Genomic DNA, 25,681 nt, shown 5'->3' with positions numbered 1-25,681 from the left:
CTCTTGACAGAAATAACTGAAAAAACTAAATTCCCCGACATGGAACTCACACCGATTGCCGAACGATTCATCCTCCACTGGGGCGAAATGGGCTCGCGCTGGGGCGTCAACCGCACCGTCTCGCAGATTCACGCGCTGCTGTACCTGGCTGGCCGGCCGGTTGCGGCCGACGAGATCGCCGAGACGCTCAACGTCGCGCGTTCCAACGTCAGCACGAGCCTGAAGGAACTGCAGGCATGGCGGCTCGCGAAGGTCGTGCACGTGCTGGGCGACCGGCGCGACCACTTCGAGACGTCGACCGACATCTGGGAACTGTTCAAGCTGATCGTCGAAGGGCGGCGGCAGCGCGAGATCGAACCGACGCTCACGGTGCTGCGCGATTGCCTGACGAGCCCGGAGATCGCCGACGAGAGCCGCGAAACCGAACAGCGCATCCGCGACACGCTGCAGTTCGTCGAGACGCTCACGACCTGGTCGGACGAGATGCTGCGGCTCAAGCCCGACACGCTGATGAAGGCGCTCGGCATCGGCGCGAAGATCAGCCAGACGGTCAGGCGCAAGTCGTCGAAGTAAGCGGTACCGGACGTGCGGGCACGCAGCCCGCTTTTTTTGAAAGTGAAATTTCTGTCTTTACAGAAATAACTGTAGGTAAAGGACGAAAATGAACAGGGCATCGCGATCGATCCGCCGGCATGCCGCACCGCGGAGTGCGACATGAACATCCTCCTCTGCGGCGCGAACGGCTTCATCGGGCGGGCGCTGGGCGCGCGGCTCGAAGCCGGCGGCCATCGCGTGCTGCGCGGCGTGCGGCATGCGGTCGGTCCGCACGACGTCGCGATCGACTTCACGAAGGACGTCGATCCCGATGCGTGGCTCGCCCGGCTCGACGGCGTCGACGTGGTGATCAATGCGGTCGGGATCCTTGCGGACCGGCGTGACGCGACCTTCGACGCCGTGCATCGCGCGGCGCCCTGCGCGCTCTTCACCGCGTGCTGTCGTGCCCGCGTGCGACGCGTGATCCAGATCTCGGCGCTGGGCGTCGAGCGCGGCGACACGTCGTATTTCGCCAGCAAATACGCAGCCGACACCTTCCTGCGGACGCTGCCGCTCGATTACCGGATCGTGCGCCCGGCGCTCGTCTACGGCGCTTCCGGCACGTCGGCACGGTTCTTCCGGATGCTCGCGAGCCTGCCCGTGCAGGCATTGCCGACGGGCGGCCATCAGCGGCTGCGCCCCGTGCACATCGACGATCTCGCCGAACTCGTCGCGCGGCTCGTCGATGCGCCGGCGGCCGGCAACCCGGTCATCGACGCGGTCGGCGGCGACGAAGTCGAGTATCGCGAGATGCTGAGCGTCTATCGCGCCGCGCTGGGCTTCCCGCCGGCGGCGCGCATCGCGCTGCCGGGCCCGCTGGTCGGGGCGGCGGCCGCGCTGCTCGGCGCGCTGCCGGGCGCGATGCTGACCCGCGACACGTGGACGATGCTGCGCGGCGGCAACACCGGCGACCCCGCGGCGCTCGCGGCCGTGCTCGGCCGGCCGCCGCGCGGGCTGCGGCATTTCATCGGCGCGGACGCGCCCGCGCTGCGCCGCGACGCGCTCGCGATGTGGCGGCGGCCGCTGCTGCTGGGCGCGCTCGCGATCGTCTGGATCTGGACGGCCATCGTCAGCGCGTTCATCCATCCGCGGCACGACAGCCTCGCGATGCTCGCCCGCGCGCACCTGACTGGCTTGCCCGCGCTGATCGCGCTCTACGCGGCCTGCGCGCTTGACTTCGCGTTCGGCGTGGCGACCGTCGTCGCGCCGTCCCGCCGGCTGTGGGCCGCGCAAGGCGCGCTGATCGTCGCGTATTCGGCCGTCATCGCGGTCACGATGCCCGGCCTGCTCGCCGAGCCGTTCGGCCCCGTGCTCAAGAACGTGCCGATTCTGGCGATCCTGTTGATCCTCTTTTCAGAAGAAGAACACGCATGAACACCTATCTCGTGATCAAGACGCTGCATATCCTGTCCTCGGTGCTGATGGTCGGCACGGGTTTCGGCACCGCGTTCTACCTGTTCTTCGCGAACCGCACGCGCTCGGTGCCGGCGATCGCCGCCGTGTCGCGCCTCGTCGTGCGCGCGGACTGGTGGTTCACGACGCCGGCCGTGCTGTTCCAGCCCGCATCCGGGCTGTGGCTCGCGCATACGGCCGGCTGGCCGTGGACGACGCCGTGGCTGGTCGCGTCGATCGTGCTGTATGCGGTCGCGGGCGCGTGCTGGCTGCCGGTCGTATGGCTGCAGATCGAACTGGCCGCGATGGCGAAGCTCGCGCATGCGAACGGCGCTGCCGCGCTGCCGGAACGGTACTGGCGCTATGCGAAGCGCTGGGAGCTGCTCGGCTATCCGGCGTTCTTCGCGATGCTGAGCGTTTATTTCCTGATGGTGCTCAAGCCGATGTGAGCGAGGCAGTGGGGCCTGCAACGGCGATTTCGCCTGACGCGCTGTCGATTCTCGCGGGCTCGTGTATAACTTCGACGGGAGCGCGTCCGGGCCGTGTCGCGCCTCCCGAACGCTTCGCATTCGACCTCACAAGGAGCCTGCATGCTGCACATCCTCGGCAAGATCCCGTCCATCAACGTCCGCAAGGTGCTGTGGCTGTGCACCGAACTGAACCTGCCGTTCGAACAGGAAGACTGGGGCGCGGGCTTTCGCACGACCAACGACCCGGCCTACCTCGCGCTGAATCCGAACGGCCTCGTGCCGGTCATCAAGGACGACGACTTCGTGTTGTGGGAGTCGAACACGATCATCCGCTATCTCGCGAACCGCTATGGCGGCGACGCGCTCTATCCGGCCGAGCCGCAGGCGCGCGCGCGGGTCGATCAGTGGATCGACTGGCAGGGCACGGACCTGAACCGCTCGTGGGTCGGCGCGTTCCTCGGCCTCGTGCGCAAGTCGCCGGATCACCAGGACCCGGCGGCGATCGCGCAGTCGATCGCGGGCTGGACGAAGCACATGCAGATACTGAACGCGCAGCTCGAAGCGACCGGCGCGTTCGTGGCCGGCGACCGCTTCACGCTCGCGGACATTCCGATCGGCCTGTCGGTGAACCGCTGGTTCGGCACGCCGTTCGAGCATCCGGATTTCCCGGCAGTGAAGCGCTACATCGAGCGCCTGGCGACGCGCGAAGGTTTCCAGCAGTACGCGGGCAGCGCGAACCCGTAACGCATCGCATGTCGCGCGCGGCGCGGCGGCGTGATGTGCCGCCGCATCGCCGCCGCGCCGCGGCCGTCACGAGCCCGATGCCGGTACGGCCTCGAGCACGCGCGCGAGAAATGCCTCGTGATTCCATGCGGATTCCGGCCGCGACAGCCCGAGCCGCACGACCACCAGCTCGCGGCTCGGCACCACGCTCACGAACTGGCCTTCATGGCCGACCGCATGAAACGCGTCGACGGGCAGCGGGCTCGCGTGCGCATCGCGATCGTTGAACGGCTCCGGCACCTTCACCCACAGATGCGCGCCGAATTCCTGGCGCGTCGACAGCGGCGTCGCGCGCGTCAGGTAGCGCACCCAGCCTTGCGGCAGCAGCCGCTGCCCGTCCCACACCCCGTCCTGCCGCAGAAGCTCCCCGAAGCGCGCCCAGTCGCGCGCGCTTGCATACATGAACGACGCGCTGCCGAGCGTGCCGGCCGCATCGGGCTCGAACACCGCGCTGCGCATGCCGAGCGGCGCGAACAGCGCGCGGCGCGGAAACGCGAGGTAGTCGCCTTCGGTGCCGCCCATCGCCTCGCGCATCACGCGCGCGACGATCGCGCTCGTGCCGCTCGAGTAGTACCACTGCGTGCCGGGCTGCGCGGCGAGCGGCATGGCCGACGCGAAACGCGCGGTGTCCGGCTGCGTGAACAGCATCACGGCGACGTCGGACAGCGGGTCGTCGTAGTCCTCGTTGAATTGCAGGCCGCTCGTCATCCGCAGCAGCTCGTCGAGCGTGATCGCCGCGCGCGGATCGCCGCTGTCGCGCCATTCGGGCAGCAGCGCCGACGCGTCCGGCGACAGCTTGTGCTGCGCGACGAGCATGCCGGCCATCGCGGCCGTCACGGTCTTCGTCATCGACCAGCCGGGCAGCGGCGTGTCGGCCGCGAAGCCGGGCGCATAGCGTTCGGCGATCACCTGGCCGCGCCACATCACGACGACCGCGCGGGTGCGCCGCGGCCGCGCCGGATCGGGTTCGTCGAACGCGCGGTCGAGCGCGGCCTGCAGCTTGCGTGCGTCGATGCCGGCGGGCGGTGCGGCCGGCGCCGCTTCGTGCGTGGGCGGCGGATCGGGGACGGGCGGCAGCGCGGCCGGCAGCCCGCCGGGCGACGGTCCGAGCGCGAGCGTGCAGCCGAGCCCGGGCCGGAAGTCCGCCTCGCGTTGCGCGAATCCGGCGAAGGTCGCGACGGCACGATGATGCTCGGGATCGATCGACGGACGCACCAGCTTCAGCAGCGGATGCACGCCGGCCATGATGTCGACGTCGATCACCGACGCGGCCGGACGGCCGGACACGAACACGCCCGAACACAGCGCCTTCGCGGCATAGCCCGTCGCGATGGGCGCGAGCCGCGACAGCATGTAGCCGGTGTAGCCGAGCGCGGCGGCGAGCGCGACGGCGGCACCGCGCAGGATCAGCGATTTGAAGGGGATCGTCATGCGCGAGCGTCCTCGGTGGCGTGCCGGCCGGCAACGATGGCAACGATCCGGCAGTGTCGCAGGTTCGCGCGAGCGGTGGCAATCGTGGGGGCGGGTGACGCCGGGCGGCGTCGGTCAGGCGGCATGGTGCCCGGCGTCTGCGAATCGCATGTGTCGATCGCGCAGGTTCGAACGGGCCGCACGCGGCCCGTTCGCGTGATGCGTCATTGTGCGTTGCCGTTGTCCGAACGCAGTGTCCAGACCGTCGCGGTATTCGTGTTGTCGTCGACGGCCGCGAATTCCGGCTGGCCTTTGCTGCCGCGCCCGAACGCGAGCCCGAATGCCGCGCCCGGCACGGTATCGACCTGCATCTGCGCGACGAAGCGCCCGTCCACCGTGAATTCGACGATCTCGCTCGGTTGCAGCGGGTCGGGGTTGACCGCGTCGCCGTTCGCGGTCACGAGATGGCCGTTCGGCGCGAGCGCCAGCGCGAGCGGGCCGTGCAGGTGCGCCGCATCGAAGTAGATCATCCGTCCGACGCCGCCGTTGCGATGCGTCGTCGCGGCATTCTGGATCGCGAACACCGCGTTGTCGCCGGTCGAGGCGACATACAGGACGTCGATGTCGGGATCGTACGCGAGGCCGGTCGGGCCGACGACGAGCGCAGCGGGATCGGTCCGGTTCACGTAGCCCGATGCGATGATCTGCGAGCCCGGCAGCATCCTGACGCCGTCGCTGCCGATCATCAGCTCGATCCGTGCGACCGTCCCGTTCAGCACGTTCGACACGAACGCGGTCACGCGCTGGCCGCGGTCGATCACGGTCATGTCCCACGGTCCGTCGAGCAGTGTGGTGCTCGACAGTTGCGTGACGAGATTGCCTTGCGGACCGATGACGAGCAGCGAGCCCGGGGGGACCACGGTCTTGCCGTCCGGTGCCGGCACGTTGCCGACCAGCACGAAGCCGCTGCGCAGCACCGCGAGCGCGGTCGTCAGGCCGACATTGCTGCCCTGGAAGAACGTTGCCGGCGTCTTGCCGGGCGACAGCTTGACGACCGTCGTGCCGGTGCCTTGCGTGTTCGATGCCGCGTTGAAGTTGGATACGACGACGTCGCCCGGTTTCAGCGTGCTCCAGCTCGGCACGCCGCGCGGCACGAACGCGATGCCGTACGGATTGACGTCGCCGTTGGCGGGCACGGTCGACGCCGTGACCGACGAGACCGGCAGGATCGAATTGCCGCCGCCGGCCCACGCGAAAGCCGACGACAACGCGATCAGTCCCGCGCCGCAAGCCGCGCGGCATAGCGTGCGCGCCATCGTGCGACAGGCGTGGGCGAGGATCGGCGGGTGATCGGCAAACGCGGCGTCAAACACGGGCGGGGCGGGCGAACGACAGGAGGGGAGAGGGTCCATGGCATGACTCCGGTTGATGATCGCGAGCAGTCATCCCGGCTGCCGGCCTGCGCAGCGCGCGGATGTCCGGCGCGGATCCGCAGTCTTGCCGTGCGAGTCCGCACTCGAGATAAACGGATCGCGACGGCCGGATATTCCATCCGGCGGCGGGCATTGCACGCGAGTCGGCGCGCATTGTTCGCCGCCATGGCGACACGGCCTGACAAGTTGAAATCCGGACCGCCGTCGGCCGATAATCGTCCGGCATCGTTCCCAGTCAAACCGCAATCGCAAACATCGGAAAACGCCCATGTCCTACGACAACAACAACCCGTTCGCCCGGATCCTGCGCGGCGAACTGCCGTGCGTGAAGGTCGCCGAAGACGACGCGACCCTCGCGATCATGGATCTCATGCCGCAGGCCGACGGTCACGTGCTCGTGATCCCGAAGGAGCCGGCCGCGCAGATCTTCGAGCTGTCCGGCGACGCGGCCGCGGCCGGCATCCGCATGACGCAGCGCGTCGCGGCGGCCGTGCGCGCGGCGCTCGGGCCGGACGGCGTGTTCATCGGCCAGTTCAACGGCGCGGCGGCGGGCCAGACGGTCCCGCACGTGCATTTCCACGTGATTCCGCGCTGGGAAGGCGTCGAGCTGCGGATGCACGCACGCGACATCGCCGATTCGGCGACGCTCGAATCGGTCGCCGAGCGGATCCGCGCGCGTTTCGTGTAACGCGCAGACGGCGCGTGGTTCGGGCGGCGCCAGCGGGCGCGTGCCGCGACGCCGTGCGCGCCTGTTTCAGCGGTCACACCACGTAACACGTGTAACCGCTCGCGAAACGTGTCCCGGTGGCCCCGGCGCTAGACTCCGCGCATTGCCGCATCGAGCGACGGGAAGGGCCGGTTGTCTCTTCCGTGCCGGCCGTCGCAGGCTGCGACGGCGTGGTTTTCGCGAGATGCAACGTGCCCTCTTCGCCGGGAATCGAGTCATGTACAAAATCCTCATCACCTTTGCGCTGATCGGCGGCCTGTCCGGCTGCTATGTCGCGCCGCCTTACGGCTACTACGCGCCCGCGCCGGCCTACTACGGCTATGCGCCCGCCTATTACGCACCGCCCGTCAGCGTCGGCATCGGCGGCAACTTCCGCATTCGCTGACCGGGCGGCGGGCGCGGGCGCCGCCCGCACGTCGAGCGGCCCCGTCGTTCGACGCTTGGCCGCCGCTTCCCGCACGGACGACTCGCGCGCCTCATGACGGCGCGCGTGCGCATGGCCCGCCCGGGTTCCTATACTTCACAGGAAAGCCCACTCCGGCGAGGCAGCCATGGCCGTTACGCGCAAGGTCGCAATCGTGGCGAGCGTCTCCACGCTCGTCTATCTCGGGCTCGCCGTGCTCGGCATCGGCGGGTTCGCCGCCTTCTTCTCGCATCCGCAACTGACCGTCATTGCCGTCGCGACGCTCGCGCTGGCCGTCGCCGCGTTGTTCACCGAAGGCAACCTGAGCGCCGGCGAACGCGAGAACCGCGACAACCGCTGGGTGCTCGCGGCCTTTGCGGCCAGCGGGTTCCTGCTCGCATACCTGCCCGCGCTGACCGACCGGCTCGACGTATGGACCTTCGGCGGCGACACGGTGCGCTGGATCGGCGTCGTGCTGTACGTCGCGGGCGGCGTGCTGCGCATCTGGCCCGTGTTCGTGCTCGGCAAGCGCTTCAGCGGGCTCGTCGCGATCCAGCCGGGCCACACGCTGGTGACGGACGGTATCTATCGGAGAATTCGCAACCCGAGCTATCTCGGCCTGCTCGTCAATGCGGCCGGCTGGGCGTGCGCGTTCCGCTCGGGCATCGGGCTGCTGCTCGTCGCGTTGACGATGATCCCGCTGGTCGCCCGCATCCGTTCCGAGGAAGCGTTGCTGCGCGCGCAATTCGGTGCCGAATACGACGCGTACTGCGCGCACACGTGGCGGCTGCTGCCGGGCGTGTACTGACCCTCGTTCGTCCTGGATGGCCCGATCGATCCCGGCCGCCTCGTGGCGCACCCGCGATGTGTTGCCACGTGTGTCCGAACCCGCGCGACGGGCGCTTCCGGCACCGCCTTCGAGTGCGGCCGGCCCACGGCCGGAGCCCGTGCCGGCGGGCTTTGCAGGCGGTTTTCGGCAACCTTTTCCGGTCCTGTTGCGGTAAACAACTTGTTACCAGAATGTCGACGGCAAGGGGACACGACCGGTGCTATTCTTCGCCGCAAGCTCATTGAAATGAATTGGTCCGGGATTCGGCACAATGCCGGCATCGACGTCGATCGATTCAGATCGTCGTAACGAGCAGACCTTTGATAACCAGATTGCGAACAAGGAAGAATACGGGAATGTGGAAGAAAATCGCCCCCACTCTCGTCGTCGCCGTGCTGACCGGCGCGACCGCACTGCCGGCAATGGCCGGTGACATGAACAACGCGCTTGGCGGCGCGCTCGGCGGGGTTGCCGGCGCAGCGGTCGGCGGCGCGGTCGGCGGCAGCACGGGCTCCGTGATCGGCGGCGCGATCGGCGGCGGCGCGGGTGGTGCCGTGACGTCGAACCGTCGCGAACGCACCGGCGCGATCATCGGCGGCGCACTCGGCGGCGGCGCGGGTACCGCGGCCGGCAACGCGATGGGCGGCCGCACGGGCGGCCTGCTGGGCGCAGCCGTCGGCGGCGGCGCCGGCGCGGCGCTCGGCGGCAACCTGTCGCGCAACTCGTACGACCGCGGCGACTATGGCGATCGCGGCCATCGTCACCGCAAGCATCGCCATCACCGCGACTGGGACTGATCCCCGCGGGCGCGGCACGGTGCGCGCTTTGCGCACCGGCGCGCCCGACGCGGCGGCACCCTCCGACAGCCGGCCCGGCAGCTTCAGCCGGGCGGCCGTCGCCGGCAAGACCGGCACCTTCTCCCCTTCGGCAGTTCATGCCCAGCCTCGTTCGACGGCTTGGCGCCTTCTCTCCCGCCTGACTTTTCCCGCTTGTAGACGGCATCTCCCGTTGCATCGACATGCAGCCGGGCAGGTTCGGCCGACCCCGTTTCGATATTGCTGATCGACGCGTTAGCGTCCGGTCATCAGGATTTCCCTCATGCGCCGACGCATCCGCGGCACGCGTTCGCCGGCCGTCGCGCACCGCGGCGGGTAGTGGGAAATCGAATGGATGGCATCGCAACATTTAATTGGTCGATCAGGATCGACTTCGCTATCGTCAACGCTGCCCGCGTACGGACTCGAACCGTGCCGTCCCCCGTGCCCCGCCGCATCACCCCGAGTGTCCGCGGCCCGGCCGCCGGACCCGCAAGCATGGGGCGCCCGCCCGCTGAACCGGGCGGACCCGTCGCGAAGCCTGGCCGACCGAACGAAGGCGCCCGCGCTTTCAAGCCACCTCGGCAACGATGTCCCGCCGCCGCATGCGTGCCCCACGCGCGTGCCGCGCCTGCCGTTGCGACCCGGGGCCGGACCAACCCATTGCCTGGATGCTTTATGTCTAAGACAACGTATTACGCGCCGCATGGCGGCCACCCGCCGCAGACCGATCTGCTGACCGATCGCGCGATGTTCACCGAGGCGTACGCGGTCATTCCGAAGGGAGTGATGCGCGACATCGTCACGAGCTGGCTGCCGTTCTGGACCAGCACGCGCCTGTGGGTGATCGCGCGTCCGCTGTCGGGTTTCGCCGAAACCTTCTCGCAGTACATCGTCGAAGTGAACCCGGGCGGCGGCAGCGACAAGCCCGAGCAGGACAAGAACGCCGAAGCCGTGCTGTTCGTCGTCGAGGGCGAGGCCGAGCTGACGCTGCAGGGCAAGCAGCACACGCTGAAGCCGGGCGGCTACGCGTTCATTCCGCCGGGCGCCGACTGGACGCTGCACAACGTCAGCGATGCCGCCGTGCGTTTCCACTGGATCCGCAAGCACTACCAGGTCGTCGACGGCATTCCGCTGCCGGAAGCGTTCGTGACCAACGAGCAGGACGTCGAGCCGATCCCGATGCCGGGCACCAACGGCGCATGGGTGACGACGCGCTTCGTCGACATGAGCGACATGCGTCACGACATGCACGTGAACATCGTGACCTTCGAGCCGGGCGGCGTGATTCCGTTCGCCGAGACGCACGTGATGGAGCACGGCCTGTACGTGCTCGAAGGCAAGGCCGTCTATCGCCTGAACCAGGACTGGGTCGAGGTGGAAGCGGGCGACTTCATGTGGCTGCGCGCGTTCTGTCCGCAGGCTTGCTATTCGGGTGGCCCCGGCCGCTTCCGTTACCTGCTGTATAAAGACGTGAACCGTCACATGAACCTGACGCTGAATCCGGCGCGTTAAGCGTCGCGCGCGTCGGACTCGAAAACCCGCTGGTGCATGCCGGCGGGTTTTTTAATTTGGTTCATTGACCCGACCTGAAACAGATTGACACTTTTTGCGAACGCGAAGAAGCGCCGGATGGAGCAAGGAATCGAGCGGAAGCAGAACCGGTCGCTAAACCGAAATCAGGCCCGCTACCGCGTGGCCTCTATTACATTGTCGACAGACAGACTGGCGGTCGCTTGGGACGGCTTCATGATTTCGCGCGCACGGCGCAACGGTTCCGATTCCGGGCACCGCCATCGAGGCATATGGAATCGTCGAGGTCAGGTAATGAAAGCGCTCCGCTTCAGCATCAATGTTCTTGCAACGGGTGCTCTCGGCGTGCTGCTCGCGCGCTGGTTCGTCCGACTTCCAATCGAGACGTCGATTCCGTCAACCATCGAATCGGTGATGGCGCTTTTCGGCGTCGACACGATCGCACATGCCGATGATGTTGAAGGAGTCGGGCTCCTTCTCGTTCTCGGTGTTTGCCTTGGTATCGCGGGTCTGATCGTATGGGGCGTGAATCGGTTGATTCAGCGGTCGACGCTCCACGGTTGACCGACCACCTTCGCACGAAGCACCCCGCATGCGATCCGGATCGCGGATACGACTCTCGGCGCCGGGAAATCGGACACTTTCCCCGACGATGCCGACTGTAAAGTCGGTCATACGACCGTGATGGCGAGTTCCTCCGCATACGCATTCAACCGGTCACCTACCCGCACCTTCAGCGTATCGATGAACCGTTTGATCTTCGCGTCGACGAACTGGCGGGACGAATACACCGCGTACACGTTGCGCTGAGCGGTGTGGAATTCAGGCAGGACGCGAACGAGCGACCCTTTACGCAAATCGTCGATTGCCGAGAAAGCGGCGATCAGCCCGATTCCCGCGCCCTCCTGCAGCACCGTGGACATCGCGTCCATGTCGTTGACACTGAAGTGCGATCCCGTTGGACGATACACCGCCTCGCCGGCCCTGCCTTGCAGATGCCACTCGTCCGGTGCGTAATCGACCGTGCTCAGGAGCACACATGTGTGATCGACAAGATCTTCCACACACTCGGGAGCCGGATGCCGTGCCAGATAATCGGGCGACGCCGCCAGAATGCAATGGCTGGCGCCGATCTTCTGGCTCACATACGCCGAGTCCGGCAGTGTGCGCGCAATCACGATCGCAACGTCGAGCTGCTCTTCGAGCAGATTCGGCATCCGCTGCGACAGCATAAGATCGACCGATACTTCCGGGTATGCGCTTCGATAGGCAAGCACGGCTTGCGAAACAAGCTGACGGCCCAATCCCGGAACCGTGTGCACGCGTAATACACCACGCGGCTCCAGCAGCGCATCGCGGGCTTCTGCTTCTGCCCGCTCGATGTCCGACAGGATCGCAACGCTGCGCTCGTAGAAACGTCGCCCCGCATCGGTGACTACGAGCCGTCGCGTCGAGCGCTGCAGCAACCGCGTGTTGAGATTGTCCTCAAGTACCGAGACCGCTCGGGAAATGTTGCCGACAGTCGTATCGAGGTGGTTTGCAACAGCCGTGAAACTGCCCATCTCGACCACTTTCGCAAACACCGACATGGTGTGAACCTTGTCCATTACGCATCCCTGGCTTTGAATTTTTCGTCGAATCGCTGCGTTTCGGCCCGCGCGAGCCTGTGATCATAGGGCCCGCGCCTGTTTCGTGCAGTCAGCGTGCGACCGCGTGTCGTTTTTGCGCATCCTTTCAATATGCCTTCATGTTGATCGGGGATTTTCTCTCCGGAGACAAGATTCATTCTTTCCGGCCCCCCTAAGTTGCCGTCCGCTTCACGTCTAGACTTGGTCCCGAAGTCAGGCAGTCGGAACACGGACGTTTCATACCCGAGCCCAGCCCGACACGGCGAATCATCCCGGCACGGCGTGGCGGCACGGTCCCCCAATCCGGCTCGCGGCGAACACATATTGAATCGCAATCCTAACCATAAAGGTTAATACCATGGACATCACTTACGACGCACTTCATCTTTTCATCAACGGCGAATGGATCGGCGCGAGCGAACGCGAAACGGCGCCGGTGATCAACCCCGCCACGCAAATCGAGATCGGCCGCGTCCCGCTGGCGACGGCAGCCGACCTGGATCGCGCCCTGCAGGTCACTGCACAGGCGTTCGACGTCTGGCGCAACACCGTGCCAGCCGAACGCGCGCGCATTCTGAAGCGCGGGGCGGAACTGATGCGCGAGCGCGCCGAGCACATCGCCACCGTCATGACGCTCGAGGAAGGCAAACCGCTGGCGGAAAGCCGTGACGAAGTCCTGCGTGCCTCGGACTACTTCGAATGGTTCGCCGAAGAGGCGCGCCGCATCGACGGCCGTGTGGTGCCGTCCAACCGCCCGGGTGTGCAACAGCTCGTGAAGAAACAGGCGATCGGGCCCGTCGCCGCATTCACGCCGTGGAATTTTCCCGCGATCACCCCGGCGCGCAAGCTCTCCGCCGCACTCGCCGCCGGATGCAGTGTCATCATCAAACCCGGCGAGGAAAGCCCCGCAACGGCGCTCGCGCTGGCACGCGCACTGGACGACGCCGGTTTGCCGAAGGGCGTGCTTCAGGTCGTATTCGGCGTGCCCGACCAGGTGTCGAAGCAGCTGATCGCTTCCCCGGTCATCCGGAAGGTGACGTTCACGGGCTCGGTGCCGATCGGCCGTCTGCTGTCGGCGCGCGCAGCCGAAGGCGTCAAACCCATCACGCTGGAGCTGGGCGGCCACGGGCCCGTCCTCGTATTCAACGATGCGGATGTCGAAAAGGCCGCGGTCGAAGGCGCGGCGAATCGCTTTCGCGGTACGGGCCAGATCTGCATCTCATCGACGCGCTTCCTGATCCAACGCGACGTCTACGACGAGTTTGTCGGGCACTTCGTGCGCGCAGCCAACGCGCTCAAGGTCGGCAACGGCATGGATGCGGGCACGCAGGTCGGGCCGCTGGCAAATCCGCGCCAGCTTGCCAAGATGGAGGAACTCATCGCCGATGCGGTGGAGCGTGGCGCAAGGGTCCTCGCCGGCGGAAAGCGCATCGCGGGAGAAGGGTATTTCTTCGAGCCCACGGTCCTCGCCGACGTACCGAACGACGCGCGTGTGATGCACGAAGAACCGTTCGGCCCGATCGCGGTGCTGATGCGCTTCGATGCCCTTGCCGACGGGCTCGCCGAAGCGAACCGGTTGCCATACGGGCTCTCCGCCTACGCATTCACGCGCAGTGCGCGCACGGCCATTGATGTAGCAGACGGTCTCGAAGCCGGCATGATCGGCATCAACCAGTACCGCATCGTTTCGACCGAACTGCCGTTTGGCGGCATGAAGGAAAGCGGCCACGGCTCGGAAGGCGGCGCCGAGGGCATCGAGTACTACCTCACGCGCAAGTTCATCAGCCAGGCTTGAAGGGGGATCGCCATGTCTCATACGCATTTCGACAGTCCGCGCGAGGCCGCGCGTGCCTTCACGCCGAAGCTCTCGGCATTCGTCGACGACACGCTCTATCCGCGGATCTGGAGCGATCCGGCGCTCTCGCCGCGGGACCGCAGCCTCGTGACCGTCGCCGCGCTGATCGCGGGGGGCCATCTCGACGAGTTGCCGGCGCACCTGCGCCGCGCGTTGGCAAACGGCGTAACCCGCGAAGAACTCGCCGCGACGATCACTCACCTCGCGTTCTATGCGGGGTTTCCTGCGGCAATCTCGGCATCGGCCGCGGCGCAGGCAACGCTCGGCGCGCAACCCCGGTCCGACGATTTCGCCGGCCATTCATCCACGACGCAGGACGGTTTGAAATGAAAGCCATCACATTCAACGAATTCGGCGAGGCCGAGGTTCTCCAGCTCGCCGACGTTCAGGCTCCCGAGGTTCGCCCCGACGATCTGCTGGTACGCGTCCATGCCGCAGGCGTGAATCGCGCGGATCTTACGCATCGGCGAGGAGGATACGGCCGTCCGAACTTCGGCGACTCGACGATCATGGGGCTCGAAATCGCCGGCGAGGTGATCGAGACTGGACCTTCCGTGCAGGGTTACAAGGTCGGTGATCGTGTAATGGGCGTCGTGGGCGGCGGGGCCTATGCAGAACTGGCGCGCATTGACTGGAGAATGGCGATGCCCATTCCGGCAACGATCGACTACGTGCACGCGGCTGCGATACCGGAAGTCTTCGTCACGGCGCACGAAGCGTTGTTGCATCTTGGCCGCTTGCAGCGTGGCGATTCGGTGCTTGTTCACGCAGCGGCGGGCGGGGTGGGTTCCGCGGCGGTCCAGCTGGCCTACGCAACCGGCGCGACGATATTCGCGACCGCCGAAGCCTCGAAGCTGGAACGGATCGTTCAACTGGGTGTGGACCATGCGATCGACTACAAGACGCAGGACTTTTCGGAAGTCGTCGCAAGCAGGACTGACAAACGCGGCGTCGACGTGGTTATCGACTTCGTGGGCGCGCCGTATTTTTCCCGGAATGTCGCGTCATTGGCAAACGGCGGCCGGCTGGTGCAGGTCGGCATACTCGGCGGCGGCGGTGACGTGAGCGTGAGTCTCGAACAGGTCCTGTACCGTCATCTGCAAATCATCGGCACGGTGATGAAGTCGCGCGACCAGCGCGAGAAGCACGCGATGGTTCGGCGGTTTCGCGAACATTGGCTGGACCGCTTTGCGGGAGGGGCGGGCCTGGAGCCGGTCGTCGACAGCGTGTTTCCTCTCGCCAATGCCGCGGCTGCCCATCGACGGATGGAGTCGGCCGTGAACGTGGGAAAGATCATTCTGACGATGACCGAAAACATCTGAAGTGACGCTTGTTCACGTCGCATGCCTGTGCACGAAGCGGTTTGGCGGTTAAGCGGAGCGAAGCGGTCACTCGGCCAACTTGCGTGAGCGACCGCTTCTGGCCGGATACGGTGGTCTTCGCCGCTTTCCCTCGGAAATCCGCTATGGACCATATTTTCATGGTCGTGCACATTGCTACGGACCGAGCGCGATTGCCGCGAGTTGCGCAACCTGCAGCCGCGTATCGGGCGGCAGGCCGTCTTCCATCAACCACAGGGCCGACAGCCCCGACCACGCGAGAATCCATTGCAGCAACCGCCGCCGGTCGAGCTGTGCGGCATCCGCAACGAGCACGACGCGACGCTCGAAACGCGCGGGATCCACAGCGATCTCGTGCGCGGGATTGCAGAACAGGTTCGCGTAGTCGAACGTGCGGTCGCCACGCAGCCCCTTCGGGTCGATCGCCAGCCAGCCGCGATCGCCGAAATACAGCAGGTTGCCGTGATGGATGTCGCCGTGCAGCACGACGTCATCGACGGGCGGCACGGCCAGCAGCCGGTGCGCCGTCTCGGCAGAACGCCGCAGCACGTCGTCGTCCGTGTCGTGCGACAGCAGCGCGTGGAACCAGTCGGGCAGCGGCACGGCCGCGGGCGGTGCCGGTGCGCGATGCGCATGCAGCCGCGCGACCACGCGACATGCGATCCGGATCGCGTCGTCATCGTGTCCCGCGGCGGACAAGCCGGCGAGCGTCGGCGCCGGCTGCGCGCGTTCGAGCAGTACCGCGTCGCTGTCGTGCAACCACACGCGCGCGGCGCCATCCCCGTTCCACCAGGTCATCAGCGCATTGCCGCGACGCTCTTCGTCGCAGGTCGCGACTTTCAGCATTGCCGGCCGTGTGCGCCAGACGACGGGCAACAGGCCGCCGCTCGCGGTCAGGATCGGGCCGCCGTCGGGAACGAGGCCCCACAGGTCGAGGTATCGATCGAACATCCGACGATGGTACAAGCGAACCGGCTCGCGCGCCCGGTGCGCTCGGCCGTGACGACATGCCATAGGCCTGCGTGCACCGCGCGAGCGGTCCCCGCCGCGCTTTCCTAAATAAAATTTAGCCAGCCAAACTTTGGCTGAAGAATGTTCCGGTTTCGCGCCATCCCTTCGACAATGCGCGCCTTTCGCGACGATCGGCGCCGCTCGCGCGCCGGCCGTCGCGGCACTGAAGAAGGAGCCCGACATGACCGACCCCACCGCCAACCCATCGCCGCCCCCCGCGCCGCCGTCCGCACCGCCGTCCGCACCGCCACGCCGCCGCGCATGGCGCATGCTCGCGGGCGCGCTGCTCGGCCTGACGCTCGCGTGCGCGGGCATCGGCGCATGGACGATTCACCGCATCTGGACGCAACTGCCGTCCGTCGAACATCTGGCCGCCTACCGTCCCGCGCTGCCGCTGCGGATTTTTTCGCGCGACGGCGACCTGTTGGCCGAGTACGGCGTCGAGCGCCGCGAGTTCGTGCCGCTCGAACGCATTCCGCCGCTGATGCGCCACGCGCTGCTCGCGGCCGAGGACGCGAAGTTCTACCAGCACGGCGCGATCGACGTCGGCGGCCTCGCGCGCGCGACCTTCGCGAACGTCGTGACCGGGCAGCCGGGGCAGGGCGGCAGCACGATCACGATGCAGGTCGCGCGCAATTTCTACCTGACACGCGACAAGGTGCTGAGCCGCAAGCTCGCCGAGATCCTGATGGCCATCAAGCTGGAGCGCGAATACGGCAAGGACAAGCTGCTCGAGCTGTACATGAACCAGATCTATCTCGGCGAGCGCGCGTACGGTTTCGCGGCGGCCGCGAACGTGTATTTCGGCAAGCCGCTCGACGCGCTGAGCGCGGGCGAGGCGGCCGTGCTCGCCGGATTGCCGAAGGCGCCGTCCGCGTTCAACCCGGTCGTCAATCCGGCGCGAGCGACCGCGCGGCGCAACTACGTGCTCGGCCGCATGCACGCGCTCGGCGAACTCGACGAGGCGACCTATCGCGAGGCGGTCGACCTGCCGATCGTGCTGGCGACCACGCCGCCGCCCGGCATCGTCGCGGCGCCGTACGTCGCGGAGCGCGCGCGCCGGATGATGGTCGAGCGCTTTCACGACGACGCCTATACGCTCGGCCTCGACGTGACGACGACGATCTCGATGCGCGACCAGCGCGCGGCCGAGGCCGCGCTCGGGCGCACGCTGCGCCGCCAGCCCGGCAAGCGCGATGTGCGCAACGGGCTCGAAGGCGCGCTCGTGTCGCTGGATGCGGCGACGGGCGACATGCTCGCGCTCGTCGGCGGCGCGGATTTCGGCCGCAACGTGTTCGACCATGCATTGCAGGCGTATCGCCAGCCGGGGTCGAGTTTCAAGCCGTTCGTCTATTCGGCGGCGCTGGAGAAGGGCTACTTCCCGGGCGTGCTGGTCGACGATACGCAGCGCACGCTCACGCATGCGGAAACCGGCGCGCGGCCGTGGCGTCCGCGCAATTTCGGCAACCGATACGAGGGCTTCATCCCGGTGCGGCGCGGGCTCGTGCGCTCGAAGAACCTCGTCGCGGTCAACCTGATGCAGGCGGCCGACGCGCGCTACGTGCAGCAGCATGCGGTGGGCTTCGGTTTCGACGCGCGGCGCAATCCGGCGTCGCTGCCGCTCGCGCTCGGCGCGGGCGCCGTGACGCCGCTCGAACTCGCGAGCGCGTACGGCGTGTTCGCGAACGGCGGGATACGGATGGTGCCGCGGCTGATCCTGTCGGTGAAGCAGCGTCATGGCAGCGCGATGTACGAGGCGACGACGCCTGAAGGCACGCGCGTCGTGTCGGTGCGCAATGCGTTCGTGATGGACAGCATGCTGCGCGACGTCGTGCGGGCCGGCACCGCGCGCGGCGCGCTCGCGCTGCGCCGCGACGACACGGCCGGCAAGACGGGCACGTCGAACGGCTCGAAGGACGCGTGGTTCGCCGGCTATTCGTCGGGCATCGTCGCGGTCGCGTGGCTCGGCTACGACACGCCGCGCCCGATGGGGCGCGCGACCGGCGCGACGCTCGCGCTGCCGGTCTGGCTCGACTACATGAAGACGGCCGTCGACGGACGTACGCCGGTCGATGCGACGCCGCCGCAGGACGTCGCGCTCGTCGACGGCGATTTCGTGTACGCCGAATACATGCGCGGCACTTGCACCGCCGACATGCCGCCGTTCATCCGCAGCCGTTTTGCCTGTGGCGGTGCGCCGGCGTCCGATGCGCCGGACGGGCGCGGCGTGTCCGGCGAGCCGATGCCGGCCGCCGTCGACGCGGCCGAACGCGAACGCGTGCTCGACCTGTTCCGTACCGAAGACTGAGGCGCGCGATGCATACGCTTTATCTGATCGCGATCGTCGCGGAGGCGATGTCGGGCGCGCTGATGGGCATGCGGCGCGGGATGGACCGCTTCGGGCTCGCGCTCGTCGGCGCGGTCACGGCGCTTGGCGGCGGCACCGTGCGCGACGTGCTGCTCGGCCACTATCCGCTCGGCTGGATCGCGCATCCCGAGTACCTCGTGATCACGCTCGCCGCGGCGACCGTCGCGTCGTGGGCCGCGCGGCACGTCGCGCGCATGAAGACGCTGTTCGTCACCGTCGACGCGATCGGCCTCGCGGCGTTCACGATCATCGGCTGCGACATCGGCGCGTCGACGGGCGCCGCGCCGATCATCGTCGTGCTGGCCGGTGCGATCACCGGCGTGTGCGGCGGGATGCTGCGCGACCTGCTGTGCAACGAGATGCCGCTGATCCTGCGTGACGAACTGTACGCGAGCGTCGCGTTCTTCACGGGCACGCTGTACGTCGGAATCCAGCATCTCGGCATCGACGCCGGGTTCGCGACGGCGGTTGCGCTGGCGGCGGGCTTCGCGATGCGGATGCTGGCCGTACGGCTCGGGTGGAAGATGCGCACGTTCGGTGTCGCGGACGTCGAGCGTTGAGCGAGGGTGCCGCACGGACGCGACGATACGCGTGTTCTACGCCGGCACCATGAGCGGCGGCGCCCCGTCGCCCGTTTCCACCATCCTCACGGCGAATCCGTAGCACTGCGCGATATGGCCGGGCGTCATCACGTCGCGCGGCGCACCCTGCGCGACGATCGTGCCGTCCGCGAGCATCGCGATCGTATCCGCGTGCCGCGCGGCGAGGTTCGGATCGTGGACGATCGCGAGCACGCCGAGCCGCCACTCGCGCGCGACCGTGCGCACGGTATCGAGCAGCCGGTGCTGGTGCGCGAGATCGAGCGCTGCGGTCGGCTCGTCGAGCAGCAGGTAGCGCGGGCCGGGCGGCGCGTCGTCGTCCGGCCACAACTGCGCGAGCACGCGCGCGAACTGCACGCGTGCGAGCTCGCCGCCCGACAGCGTCGTCACGTCGCGGCCGACGAGCGCGTCGGCGCCCGCGCGTTCGAGCGCCTGCCATGCGATGTCGCGATCGCAATGCGCGATCACGTGCCGCGGGCCGCCGCGCCGCGCATGCGGATAGCGGCCGAGCAGCACGATTTCGTCGACGCTGAACGGAAACGCCGGTTGCGCGGCCTGCGGCAGCACGGCGCGCAGGCACGCGAGCCGCGCCGCGTCGATGTGCGCGAGCGGTTCGCCGTTCAGCGTGATGTCGCCGGTCACGCGCACGCCGTTCGGCGCGACGCTGCCGGTCAGTTCACCCGCCAGGGTCTTCAGCAGCGTGCTCTTGCCCGCGCCGTTGCGACCGAGCAGCGCGGTCACGCGGCCGGGTTCGATCGACAGCGACAGGTCGTGCAGAACGGTGCGGTGCCGGCGGGCGACGCCGAGATGATGGGCAGTCAGCATGATGGGTGCATGAAGGATCAGCCGCCGAGCGCGCCGCGGCTTTTCCACAGCAGCGCGAGAAAGAACGGTGCGCCGAGCAATGCGGTGAGCACGCCGAGCGGAATCTCGGCGGGCGCGGCGACGGTGCGCGCGGCGAGATCGGCGGCGAGCGTCAGCAGCGCGCCGAGCAATGCGGCGCCGGGCAGCACGACGCGCTGGTCGGGGCCGCACGCGAGGCGCACGCAGTGCGGCGCGACGAGGCCGATGAAACCGATGATGCCCGCGCACGACACGAGCGCGCCGACCGCGAGCGCGACCGCGACGAGCACGCGCCGCTTGAGCCGCTGCACGGGCACGCCGAGGTGCAGCGCCTCGGTTTCGCCGAGCTGCAATGCGTTGAGCGCGTCACGGTCGCGCGCGAGCAGCACGCAGCCGATCGCGACGCACGGCGTGACGGCCGCCAGCGCGGACCATTGCGCGCCGCCGAGGCTGCCGAGGCTCCAGAACGTCAGCGAACGCAACTGCGCGTCGTCGGCGACGAACGTGAGCAGGCCGATCGCCGCGCCGACCAGCGCGTTGATCGCGATGCCGGCGAGCAGCAGCAGCGGCAGCGCAAGCCGGCCGCGCGACGCGGCGAGCCGGTAGACGAGCGCCGCGACCGCGAGCGCGCCGGCGAACGCAGCGACGGGCAGCACGGCCGCGCTCGCGTGCGCGGAGAACAACGCGGGGCCGAGCACGATCGTCGTCGTTGCGCCGAGCGCCGCGCCGCTCGACACGCCGACGAGCCCCGGGTCGGCGAGCGGATTGCGGAACAGTGCCTGCATCGCGGCGCCGGCCGCGCCGAAGCCGCCGCCGACCAGCAGCGCGAGCACGACGCGCGGCGCGCGGATGTCGAACAGCACCGCGCCTGCCTGCCGGGCGGCCGGGTCGCCGCTCAGCGCGGCCCAGGCCTCCGCCAACGGAATGCGGTACGCGCCCACGCACAGCGCGATGACGGACATGACACACACGAGCGCGGCCAGCGCGGCCAGCGCGAACGGTACGAGGCGGCGCGACGCGCCGACGCGCGCGGCACCGGCATGCGATACGTGCGACCGCGCGGGTAAAGGCGAAGCATGAACAGGCATCGGGACGCTCCGGAATCAGGCGAGCGCATCCGACAGGCGCCGGTGCAGGGTCGTGACGGCGAGCGGCAGGCGCGGACCGAAGCCGAGCAGGAACAGCGCATCGAGCGACACGACTCGCCGCGCGCGGCCGGCCGACGTCGCGCCGAAGCCGGGCGCGGCGAGCAGCGCGGCGCGGCCGCCGACCGCCGCGAGCCCTTCGTCGGAGATCAGCACGATGTCGGGGGCGGCGGCGGCCAGCGCCTCGGTCGTCAGCGGCTTGTAGTGATCGAAACCCTGCATCGCGTTGCGCGCGCCCGCGTAGCGGAGCATCGCGTCGGCGGCCGTGCGCTGGCCGGCGACGAGCGCCTGGTTGCCGGTATGGTTCAGCACGAACAGCACGCGCGGCGGCTGCGCGCCGTCGGGCACGCGCGCGGCGACCGCGTCGCGCGCGGCCTGCCAGTCGCGATCGAAGCGTTGCAGCAGCACGGTGCCCGCGTCGCGCACGTCGAGCGCCTGCGCGACGCCGGTAATCTTCGCGCGCACCGAATCGACGTCGTGCCGCTCGTCGAACGTCGTGACCGCGACGCCCGCGCTTCTCACCTGCGCGATCGCGGGGGGCGGGCCGGCCTCCGCCGACGCGAGCACGAGATCGGGCCGCAGCGACAGCAGCCCCTCGGCCGACAGCGCGCGCTGGTAGCCGACCTTCGGCAGGCGCTTCGCGGCGTCCGGATACGTGCAGGTCGTGTCGGTGCCGACGAGCCGGTAGCCGCGCGCGTCGGCGCCGCCGAGCGCGAACGCGGTTTCCGCGAGCGCGCCGCCGATCACGACGACGCGCTTCGGCCCGGCCTGCGCAAGCGCGCGCACCGGCAGAGCGCCCGCGAGCGCACCGGCCACCGCGCTCGCGAGCACGACGCGGCGTCGCGGCAGGAACGATCGCGCGCTCACCGCGCGTCTCCGCGCGCCGCCGACGGCAGCGTCGCGACGAGCGCGCGCCAGTCGTCGCGTTCGACGCGGCCGGGCTTGCGTTCGCCGAACAGCAGCGCGACATGGTCGCCCTGCCGGTCGAACAGCTCCAGCGACGTGACGATGCCGTCGCTCGTCGGCTTCTTCACAACCCACGCGGCGGCGATCAGGTCCTCGCGCACGTGCAGGTTGAAGCCCGGGTCGAGCACGTTGATCCATGTGCCGACCTCGCGCACGTTCGCGACGGGGCCCGTGTGGATCTGGATCATCCCTGCATTGCCGACGAACACCATGATCGGCTGGCCGCTGCCCGCTGCCCGTTCGAGCACGTGACGCAGCGCGCGCGTCGCCTCGACCGGATACGCGTACCGCGGCTCGGCGAGGCGCAGCGCCTGCATGCGGCTCACGCCGAAGCGCTGCGTGATGCCGAAGAACTGATGCGTGTCGGTCATCGCGTCCCATGCGACGCGAAAGCCTGCGACGTCGATCCCGGTATCGGCCCGCTCGGGCGTTTTCGGTGCGGCGGGCACGACGTCGAGCCCCGGCTCCTGCGACGCCGCGCGCCAGCGTTCGACGAACGCGTCGTACGCCGCGTGATCGCTGTGCGCGCGCAGGTAGACCTTGTGGATCGCATGACCCTGCGCGTCGAAGAACTGCAAACTCTTCAGCGGACCGTGCGCGGTTTCGTCGCGCACCGCGAACGCGGACGCCCAGTGACGGTAGAAGATGCGCAGGTCGATGTCGCCGAGCGCGAGGCCGACCTGGCCGTCGTGGCTCATCTGCGCATATTCGCCGTCCTTCTCGTGGACGGCCGTGTCGTTGCGCGTGAGCGCCATCACGCGGCCGAGGCGCGGCATTTCCTCGAACATCGCCGGAAAGCGCGCGTCGAGCCGCACCACGTGCTCGCCGACGAACGCGGCGAGCGCCTCGCCTTCGCTGACGCCGAGCGCCTGCGCGACGTCGCGGTTGCGCAGCTGGCGCTCGGCCTTGAGCTTGACGAATGCGTCGCGCAACGCGGCGGGCGCGCGGGCCGGCGTGGCCGGCTGGCCGGGAAGGTCGAAATGCATCATGTCGGACTCCTTCAAGTAACGGTTGGGCAGGAACGCGCGATCGCGCGCATCAGAAATCCACTTTCATGCTGACGGCGACGGTGCGTCCGGACGACGTATACGCGTCGAGCACCTGCGAATCGGCGGCGATGCCGCGCACGTCCGACCAGTTCCAGTATTTGCGGTCGAACAGGTTGCGGATGCCGATCGTCGCGCTCACATGCTTGTTGAAGCGGTAGCCGCCGCGCAGGTCGACGACGAACGACGACGGCGGCGCGAAGCACGCCTTGTTCGAGCAGTCGGACTTGTCGATGTCCTTGTCGCGTTTCGCGGCCTGGAACAGCAGGTCGGTCTGCACGAACCAGCGTTCGCCGGGTTCGTAGCGCACGCCGAACACCGCCGAGAACGGATTGACCGTGTTCAGCGGCTGGCTCGCCGCGCCGTCGTTCCGCGTCGAGCCCCTGGTGAACGCCATCGCGGTCTTCAGCGTGACGCCGTTCGGCATGATCCATTCGGCGCGGCCTTCGAGGCCGTGGATGCGCGCGTCGGCGAAGTTCACGTACTGGAACACGAACGGGTCGGTTGGCCGGCCGCCGCCCGCGATCGTCGTGCGCGCGATGAAGTTGCGGTAGCGGCCCGTGAACGCGGCCGCGCTGTAGCGCAGGACGCCGTAGCCGGTGCCGGCCTTGCCGCGCAGGCCGGCTTCGAATGTGTCGCTGGTTTCGGGCTTCAGGTTCGGATTGCCGATCGACGTGTAGCCGTACACCGGGTTCGAGAAGCTGCTGTTCACCTGGTCGGGCGTCGGCGCGCGGAAGCCGTGCGCGTACTGTGCATACGGAATCAGCGCGGGCGTGATCTCGTAGAGCACCGCGACGCGCGGCGACACTTCGTTCGCGCTCGTCGACACCGCGGTGCCGGTGAACAGCGGATCGTTGCGCGTCGGGCTCAACCGGTACGTGTCGAAGCGCAGCCCCGGCGTGACGAGCAGGCGGCCATAGCCGACCTGGTCCTGCACGAACGCGCCGAACAGCGTGTAGTCGGTATCGGGAAACGCCTTGTTCGGGAACGCTTCGCCGACGCCCGGCACCGTGCCGTCGCGCAGGTTCGTAACGCGCGACACGCTGCCGTCGACGCCATACAGCAGCTTGTGCGCGAGCGGGCCCGTCGAGAAGCCGCTTTCGGCGAATGCGGCGCCGCCGAACGTGCGCTCCTTGTACTGGTTGTCGCGCGAGCGCGATTTCAGCGGCGCGCCGCGCGTCTCGAACGCGTATTGATCCTGCTTCGCATCCTGGTAGTAGAACTGAACGTGTGCGTTCTGAAACCAGCGCAACGCATCGTCGCGGAAGTCGTAGTCGATGCTGAAGCGGTTGCGCTCGAGCCGGTCGTGCGTCGTGAGCCCGAGCGTGCCGGGCGGGTTGATCGCCGACAGCACGTCGGTGCTCACGCGGCGCTGCACGGTTTCCGCGGTGAATTTGATCGTGTCGCCCGCGGTGGGTGTCAGCACGAGCTTGCCGAGCAGCGATTCCGAATAGACGTCCTGCGGGTTCGACGTCGTGCGCAGCGTGCTCGCGGAATTGTCGCTGCCGCGCGTGTCGACCTCATGGCCGCGCCGGCCGTCGGCGATGATCATCCCCTGCACGCGATCGTTGCCGCCCGCGGCCGACACCGTCGCGCCGACGCTGCGGTCGGCCGAGTCGTAACCCGGCCGGAGCGAGAAGTAGGTGGGTTTGCCGTAGATCGACAGCAGGTCGCGCGGATCCTTCGTGATGAAGTTCACCGCGCCGGTCAGCCCGTCGCTGCCGTACAGCGCCGATGCCGGCCCGCGCAGGATCTCGATGCGCTTGAGCATGTCGAGATCCGCGTAGTCGCCGCGGCCGGCTTCGAGCGGCCCGAACGAGAACGCGTTCGGCAGGCGGATGCCGTCTTCCATCAGCAGCACGCGATTGCCTTCGAGGCCGCGGACGTTGATGCTCGAATCGCCGTCGCGGCCGCCGCCGAGCGCGGCGCTGCCGGGGCGGTACGCGGTGCGGCGCACCGTGACGCCCGGCTCGTAGCGCAGCGCGTCCTTGATGTTGGTCGCCTGCTGCTCGTCGAGATCGTCGTCGGTGATGACCGACACGGACGCGGCCGTGCGGCTCGCGGCGGTGGCGGTGCGGGTGGCCGTGACGGTGACGGGGTCGAGCAGCGCCGCATTGCCGCGCGTGGATGCGGCGGCGGTGGTCAGCACGGCAGATGAAGGGTTGGCGCCTTGCGGCAACGAATCGGCGTAAGCCGGGGCGGCGGACAGGCCGAACGCGCCGAACAGCGCGGCACAGATCGGCCGCCGCGCCAGCGGATAGCAATGCACAGGTGGTCTCCCATTGACGATGACTAGCCCGAAGGCTGGCTGGGTGACGCGTTCACCTGGCTGGCTCGTTCGCGCGCGGCAGGCGGCGAACGGCGAATTGAAAGGGAATTGATGATTCGTTCAGTGTAAATGAGAACTATTATCAATACAAGAACGGAAAGCGGCGTCTGCGGACGTACGCCGCCGGCGCGGACCGGACGCGCCGCGCAGGGGCAAATTCGG

The 25,681-nt window shown here is 68.2% G+C and carries 24 protein-coding genes; 15 read left to right on the top strand and 9 right to left on the bottom strand.

The genetic code is table 11. The features are described 5' to 3' along the window. The first annotated feature begins 39 nt into the window (after positions 1-39). The 4 genes from DIE17_RS16665 (at position 40) to DIE17_RS16650 (ending at position 3,200) form a co-directional block, all read left to right on the top strand. On the top strand, positions 40-573 hold the full coding sequence (locus DIE17_RS16665) for a GbsR/MarR family transcriptional regulator (protein ID WP_006760784.1): 534 nt from the start codon (positions 40-42) through the stop codon (positions 571-573). Between the two features lie 141 nt (positions 574-714). After that, the gene (locus tag DIE17_RS16660) at positions 715-1,968 is read left to right on the top strand and encodes an SDR family oxidoreductase (RefSeq protein ID WP_124486105.1); all 1,254 of its coding nucleotides are present in this window, start codon (positions 715-717) and stop codon (positions 1,966-1,968) included. Further along, a complete protein-coding gene (locus tag DIE17_RS16655; protein ID WP_124486106.1) occupies positions 1,965-2,435 on the top strand; it encodes a DUF2269 family protein in 471 nt (156 codons plus the stop codon). The genes DIE17_RS16660 and DIE17_RS16655 overlap by 4 nt, the downstream gene beginning before the upstream one ends. A gap of 141 nt (positions 2,436-2,576) precedes the next feature. Further along, positions 2,577-3,200: a glutathione S-transferase family protein gene (locus DIE17_RS16650; protein ID WP_044848521.1), complete on the top strand. Its 624-nt coding sequence runs from the start codon at positions 2,577-2,579 to the stop codon at positions 3,198-3,200. Between the two features lie 66 nt (positions 3,201-3,266). Here the strand turns inward: DIE17_RS16650 and DIE17_RS16645 are convergent, their stop codons facing one another. Both DIE17_RS16645 and DIE17_RS16640 read right to left on the bottom strand, forming a co-directional pair. Next, positions 3,267-4,670, bottom strand: a complete 1,404-nt coding sequence (locus DIE17_RS16645) for a serine hydrolase (protein ID WP_124921144.1) — start codon at positions 4,668-4,670, stop codon at positions 3,267-3,269. A gap of 203 nt (positions 4,671-4,873) precedes the next feature. Then, positions 4,874-6,061, bottom strand: coding sequence for a hypothetical protein (locus tag DIE17_RS16640; protein ID WP_185500309.1), 1,188 nt, complete (start codon positions 6,059-6,061; stop codon positions 4,874-4,876). A gap of 289 nt (positions 6,062-6,350) precedes the next feature. On the opposite strand from DIE17_RS16640, the gene DIE17_RS16635 reads away from it, so the two are divergent. The 6 genes from DIE17_RS16635 (at position 6,351) to DIE17_RS16610 (ending at position 10,953) form a co-directional block, all read left to right on the top strand. Further along, entirely contained in the window at positions 6,351-6,770 is a 420-nt protein-coding gene (locus DIE17_RS16635) for an HIT family protein (protein WP_044848523.1), read from the top strand. Between the two features lie 256 nt (positions 6,771-7,026). Next, positions 7,027-7,194: a hypothetical protein gene (locus tag DIE17_RS37450; RefSeq protein WP_185500310.1), complete on the top strand. Its 168-nt coding sequence runs from the start codon at positions 7,027-7,029 to the stop codon at positions 7,192-7,194. Positions 7,195-7,360: 166 nt separating this feature from the next. After that, positions 7,361-8,020 carry an isoprenylcysteine carboxylmethyltransferase family protein gene (locus tag DIE17_RS16630; RefSeq protein WP_124486108.1) on the top strand — a complete coding sequence of 220 codons (660 nt, stop codon included), beginning with the start codon at positions 7,361-7,363 and terminating at the stop codon, positions 8,018-8,020. A gap of 377 nt (positions 8,021-8,397) precedes the next feature. Further along, positions 8,398-8,838, top strand: a complete 441-nt coding sequence (locus DIE17_RS16625) for a hypothetical protein (RefSeq protein WP_124486109.1) — start codon at positions 8,398-8,400, stop codon at positions 8,836-8,838. Positions 8,839-9,534: 696 nt separating this feature from the next. After that, complete coding sequence (locus DIE17_RS16615; RefSeq protein ID WP_124486110.1) at positions 9,535-10,371, top strand: bifunctional allantoicase/(S)-ureidoglycine aminohydrolase; 837 nt, start codon at positions 9,535-9,537, stop codon at positions 10,369-10,371. A gap of 117 nt (positions 10,372-10,488) precedes the next feature. Continuing rightward, a complete protein-coding gene (locus DIE17_RS16610) occupies positions 10,489-10,953 on the top strand; it encodes a hypothetical protein (protein WP_124921142.1) in 465 nt (154 codons plus the stop codon). A 107-nt stretch (positions 10,954-11,060) separates the two neighbouring features. Here DIE17_RS16610 and DIE17_RS16605 read toward each other — a convergent pair whose 3' ends face one another. Continuing rightward, positions 11,061-11,996 carry a LysR family transcriptional regulator gene (locus DIE17_RS16605; RefSeq protein ID WP_124486112.1) on the bottom strand — a complete coding sequence of 312 codons (936 nt, stop codon included), beginning with the start codon at positions 11,994-11,996 and terminating at the stop codon, positions 11,061-11,063. Positions 11,997-12,375: 379 nt separating this feature from the next. Between DIE17_RS16605 and DIE17_RS16600 the strand changes: the two genes are divergently transcribed. The 3 genes from DIE17_RS16600 to DIE17_RS16590 are packed head-to-tail and all read left to right on the top strand — an operon-like array spanning position 12,376 to position 15,194. Further along, a complete protein-coding gene (locus tag DIE17_RS16600; RefSeq protein WP_124921141.1) occupies positions 12,376-13,812 on the top strand; it encodes an NAD-dependent succinate-semialdehyde dehydrogenase in 1,437 nt (478 codons plus the stop codon). 12 nt (positions 13,813-13,824) lie between these two features. Further along, positions 13,825-14,202 (top strand): carboxymuconolactone decarboxylase family protein, encoded by a 378-nt coding sequence (locus DIE17_RS16595; protein ID WP_124486114.1) that lies wholly within the window; start codon positions 13,825-13,827, stop codon positions 14,200-14,202. Continuing rightward, positions 14,199-15,194 carry an NAD(P)H-quinone oxidoreductase gene (locus DIE17_RS16590; RefSeq protein ID WP_124921140.1) on the top strand — a complete coding sequence of 332 codons (996 nt, stop codon included), beginning with the start codon at positions 14,199-14,201 and terminating at the stop codon, positions 15,192-15,194. The genes DIE17_RS16595 and DIE17_RS16590 overlap by 4 nt, the downstream gene beginning before the upstream one ends. A 174-nt stretch (positions 15,195-15,368) precedes the next feature. Here the strand turns inward: DIE17_RS16590 and DIE17_RS16585 are convergent, their stop codons facing one another. Next, positions 15,369-16,163, bottom strand: a complete 795-nt coding sequence (locus DIE17_RS16585; protein ID WP_124921139.1) for an aminoglycoside phosphotransferase family protein — start codon at positions 16,161-16,163, stop codon at positions 15,369-15,371. A 241-nt stretch (positions 16,164-16,404) separates the two neighbouring features. On the opposite strand from DIE17_RS16585, the gene DIE17_RS16580 reads away from it, so the two are divergent. Then, positions 16,405-18,531 carry a penicillin-binding protein 1A gene (locus DIE17_RS16580; RefSeq protein WP_124921138.1) on the top strand — a complete coding sequence of 709 codons (2,127 nt, stop codon included), beginning with the start codon at positions 16,405-16,407 and terminating at the stop codon, positions 18,529-18,531. Positions 18,532-18,539: 8 nt separating this feature from the next. Then, positions 18,540-19,151: a trimeric intracellular cation channel family protein gene (locus DIE17_RS16575; RefSeq protein WP_124921137.1), complete on the top strand. Its 612-nt coding sequence runs from the start codon at positions 18,540-18,542 to the stop codon at positions 19,149-19,151. A gap of 36 nt (positions 19,152-19,187) precedes the next feature. Here the strand turns inward: DIE17_RS16575 and DIE17_RS16570 are convergent, their stop codons facing one another. The 5 genes from DIE17_RS16570 to DIE17_RS16550 are packed head-to-tail and all read right to left on the bottom strand — an operon-like array spanning position 19,188 to position 25,459. After that, positions 19,188-20,015 (bottom strand): heme ABC transporter ATP-binding protein, encoded by an 828-nt coding sequence (locus tag DIE17_RS16570; RefSeq protein WP_124921136.1) that lies wholly within the window; start codon positions 20,013-20,015, stop codon positions 19,188-19,190. Between the two features lie 17 nt (positions 20,016-20,032). Beyond that, positions 20,033-21,121: an iron ABC transporter permease gene (locus DIE17_RS16565; RefSeq protein ID WP_124921135.1), complete on the bottom strand. Its 1,089-nt coding sequence runs from the start codon at positions 21,119-21,121 to the stop codon at positions 20,033-20,035. Between the two features lie 15 nt (positions 21,122-21,136). Next, entirely contained in the window at positions 21,137-22,045 is a 909-nt protein-coding gene (locus DIE17_RS16560) for a hemin ABC transporter substrate-binding protein (RefSeq protein WP_124921134.1), read from the bottom strand. Beyond that, the gene (locus DIE17_RS16555; protein WP_124921133.1) at positions 22,042-23,133 is read right to left on the bottom strand and encodes a hemin-degrading factor; all 1,092 of its coding nucleotides are present in this window, start codon (positions 23,131-23,133) and stop codon (positions 22,042-22,044) included. Before DIE17_RS16555 ends, DIE17_RS16560 begins: the two co-directional genes overlap by 4 nt. 49 nt (positions 23,134-23,182) lie before the next feature. Further along, a complete protein-coding gene (locus DIE17_RS16550; RefSeq protein WP_124921132.1) occupies positions 23,183-25,459 on the bottom strand; it encodes a TonB-dependent hemoglobin/transferrin/lactoferrin family receptor in 2,277 nt (758 codons plus the stop codon). Positions 25,460-25,681 lie beyond the last annotated feature (222 nt).

Source organism: Burkholderia sp. Bp9099 (assembly GCF_003857805.1).
Lineage (GTDB): Bacteria > Pseudomonadota > Gammaproteobacteria > Burkholderiales > Burkholderiaceae > Burkholderia.
Note: the sequence above shows the minus strand (reverse complement) of the source record. Positions and strands in the feature narration are given on the sequence as shown.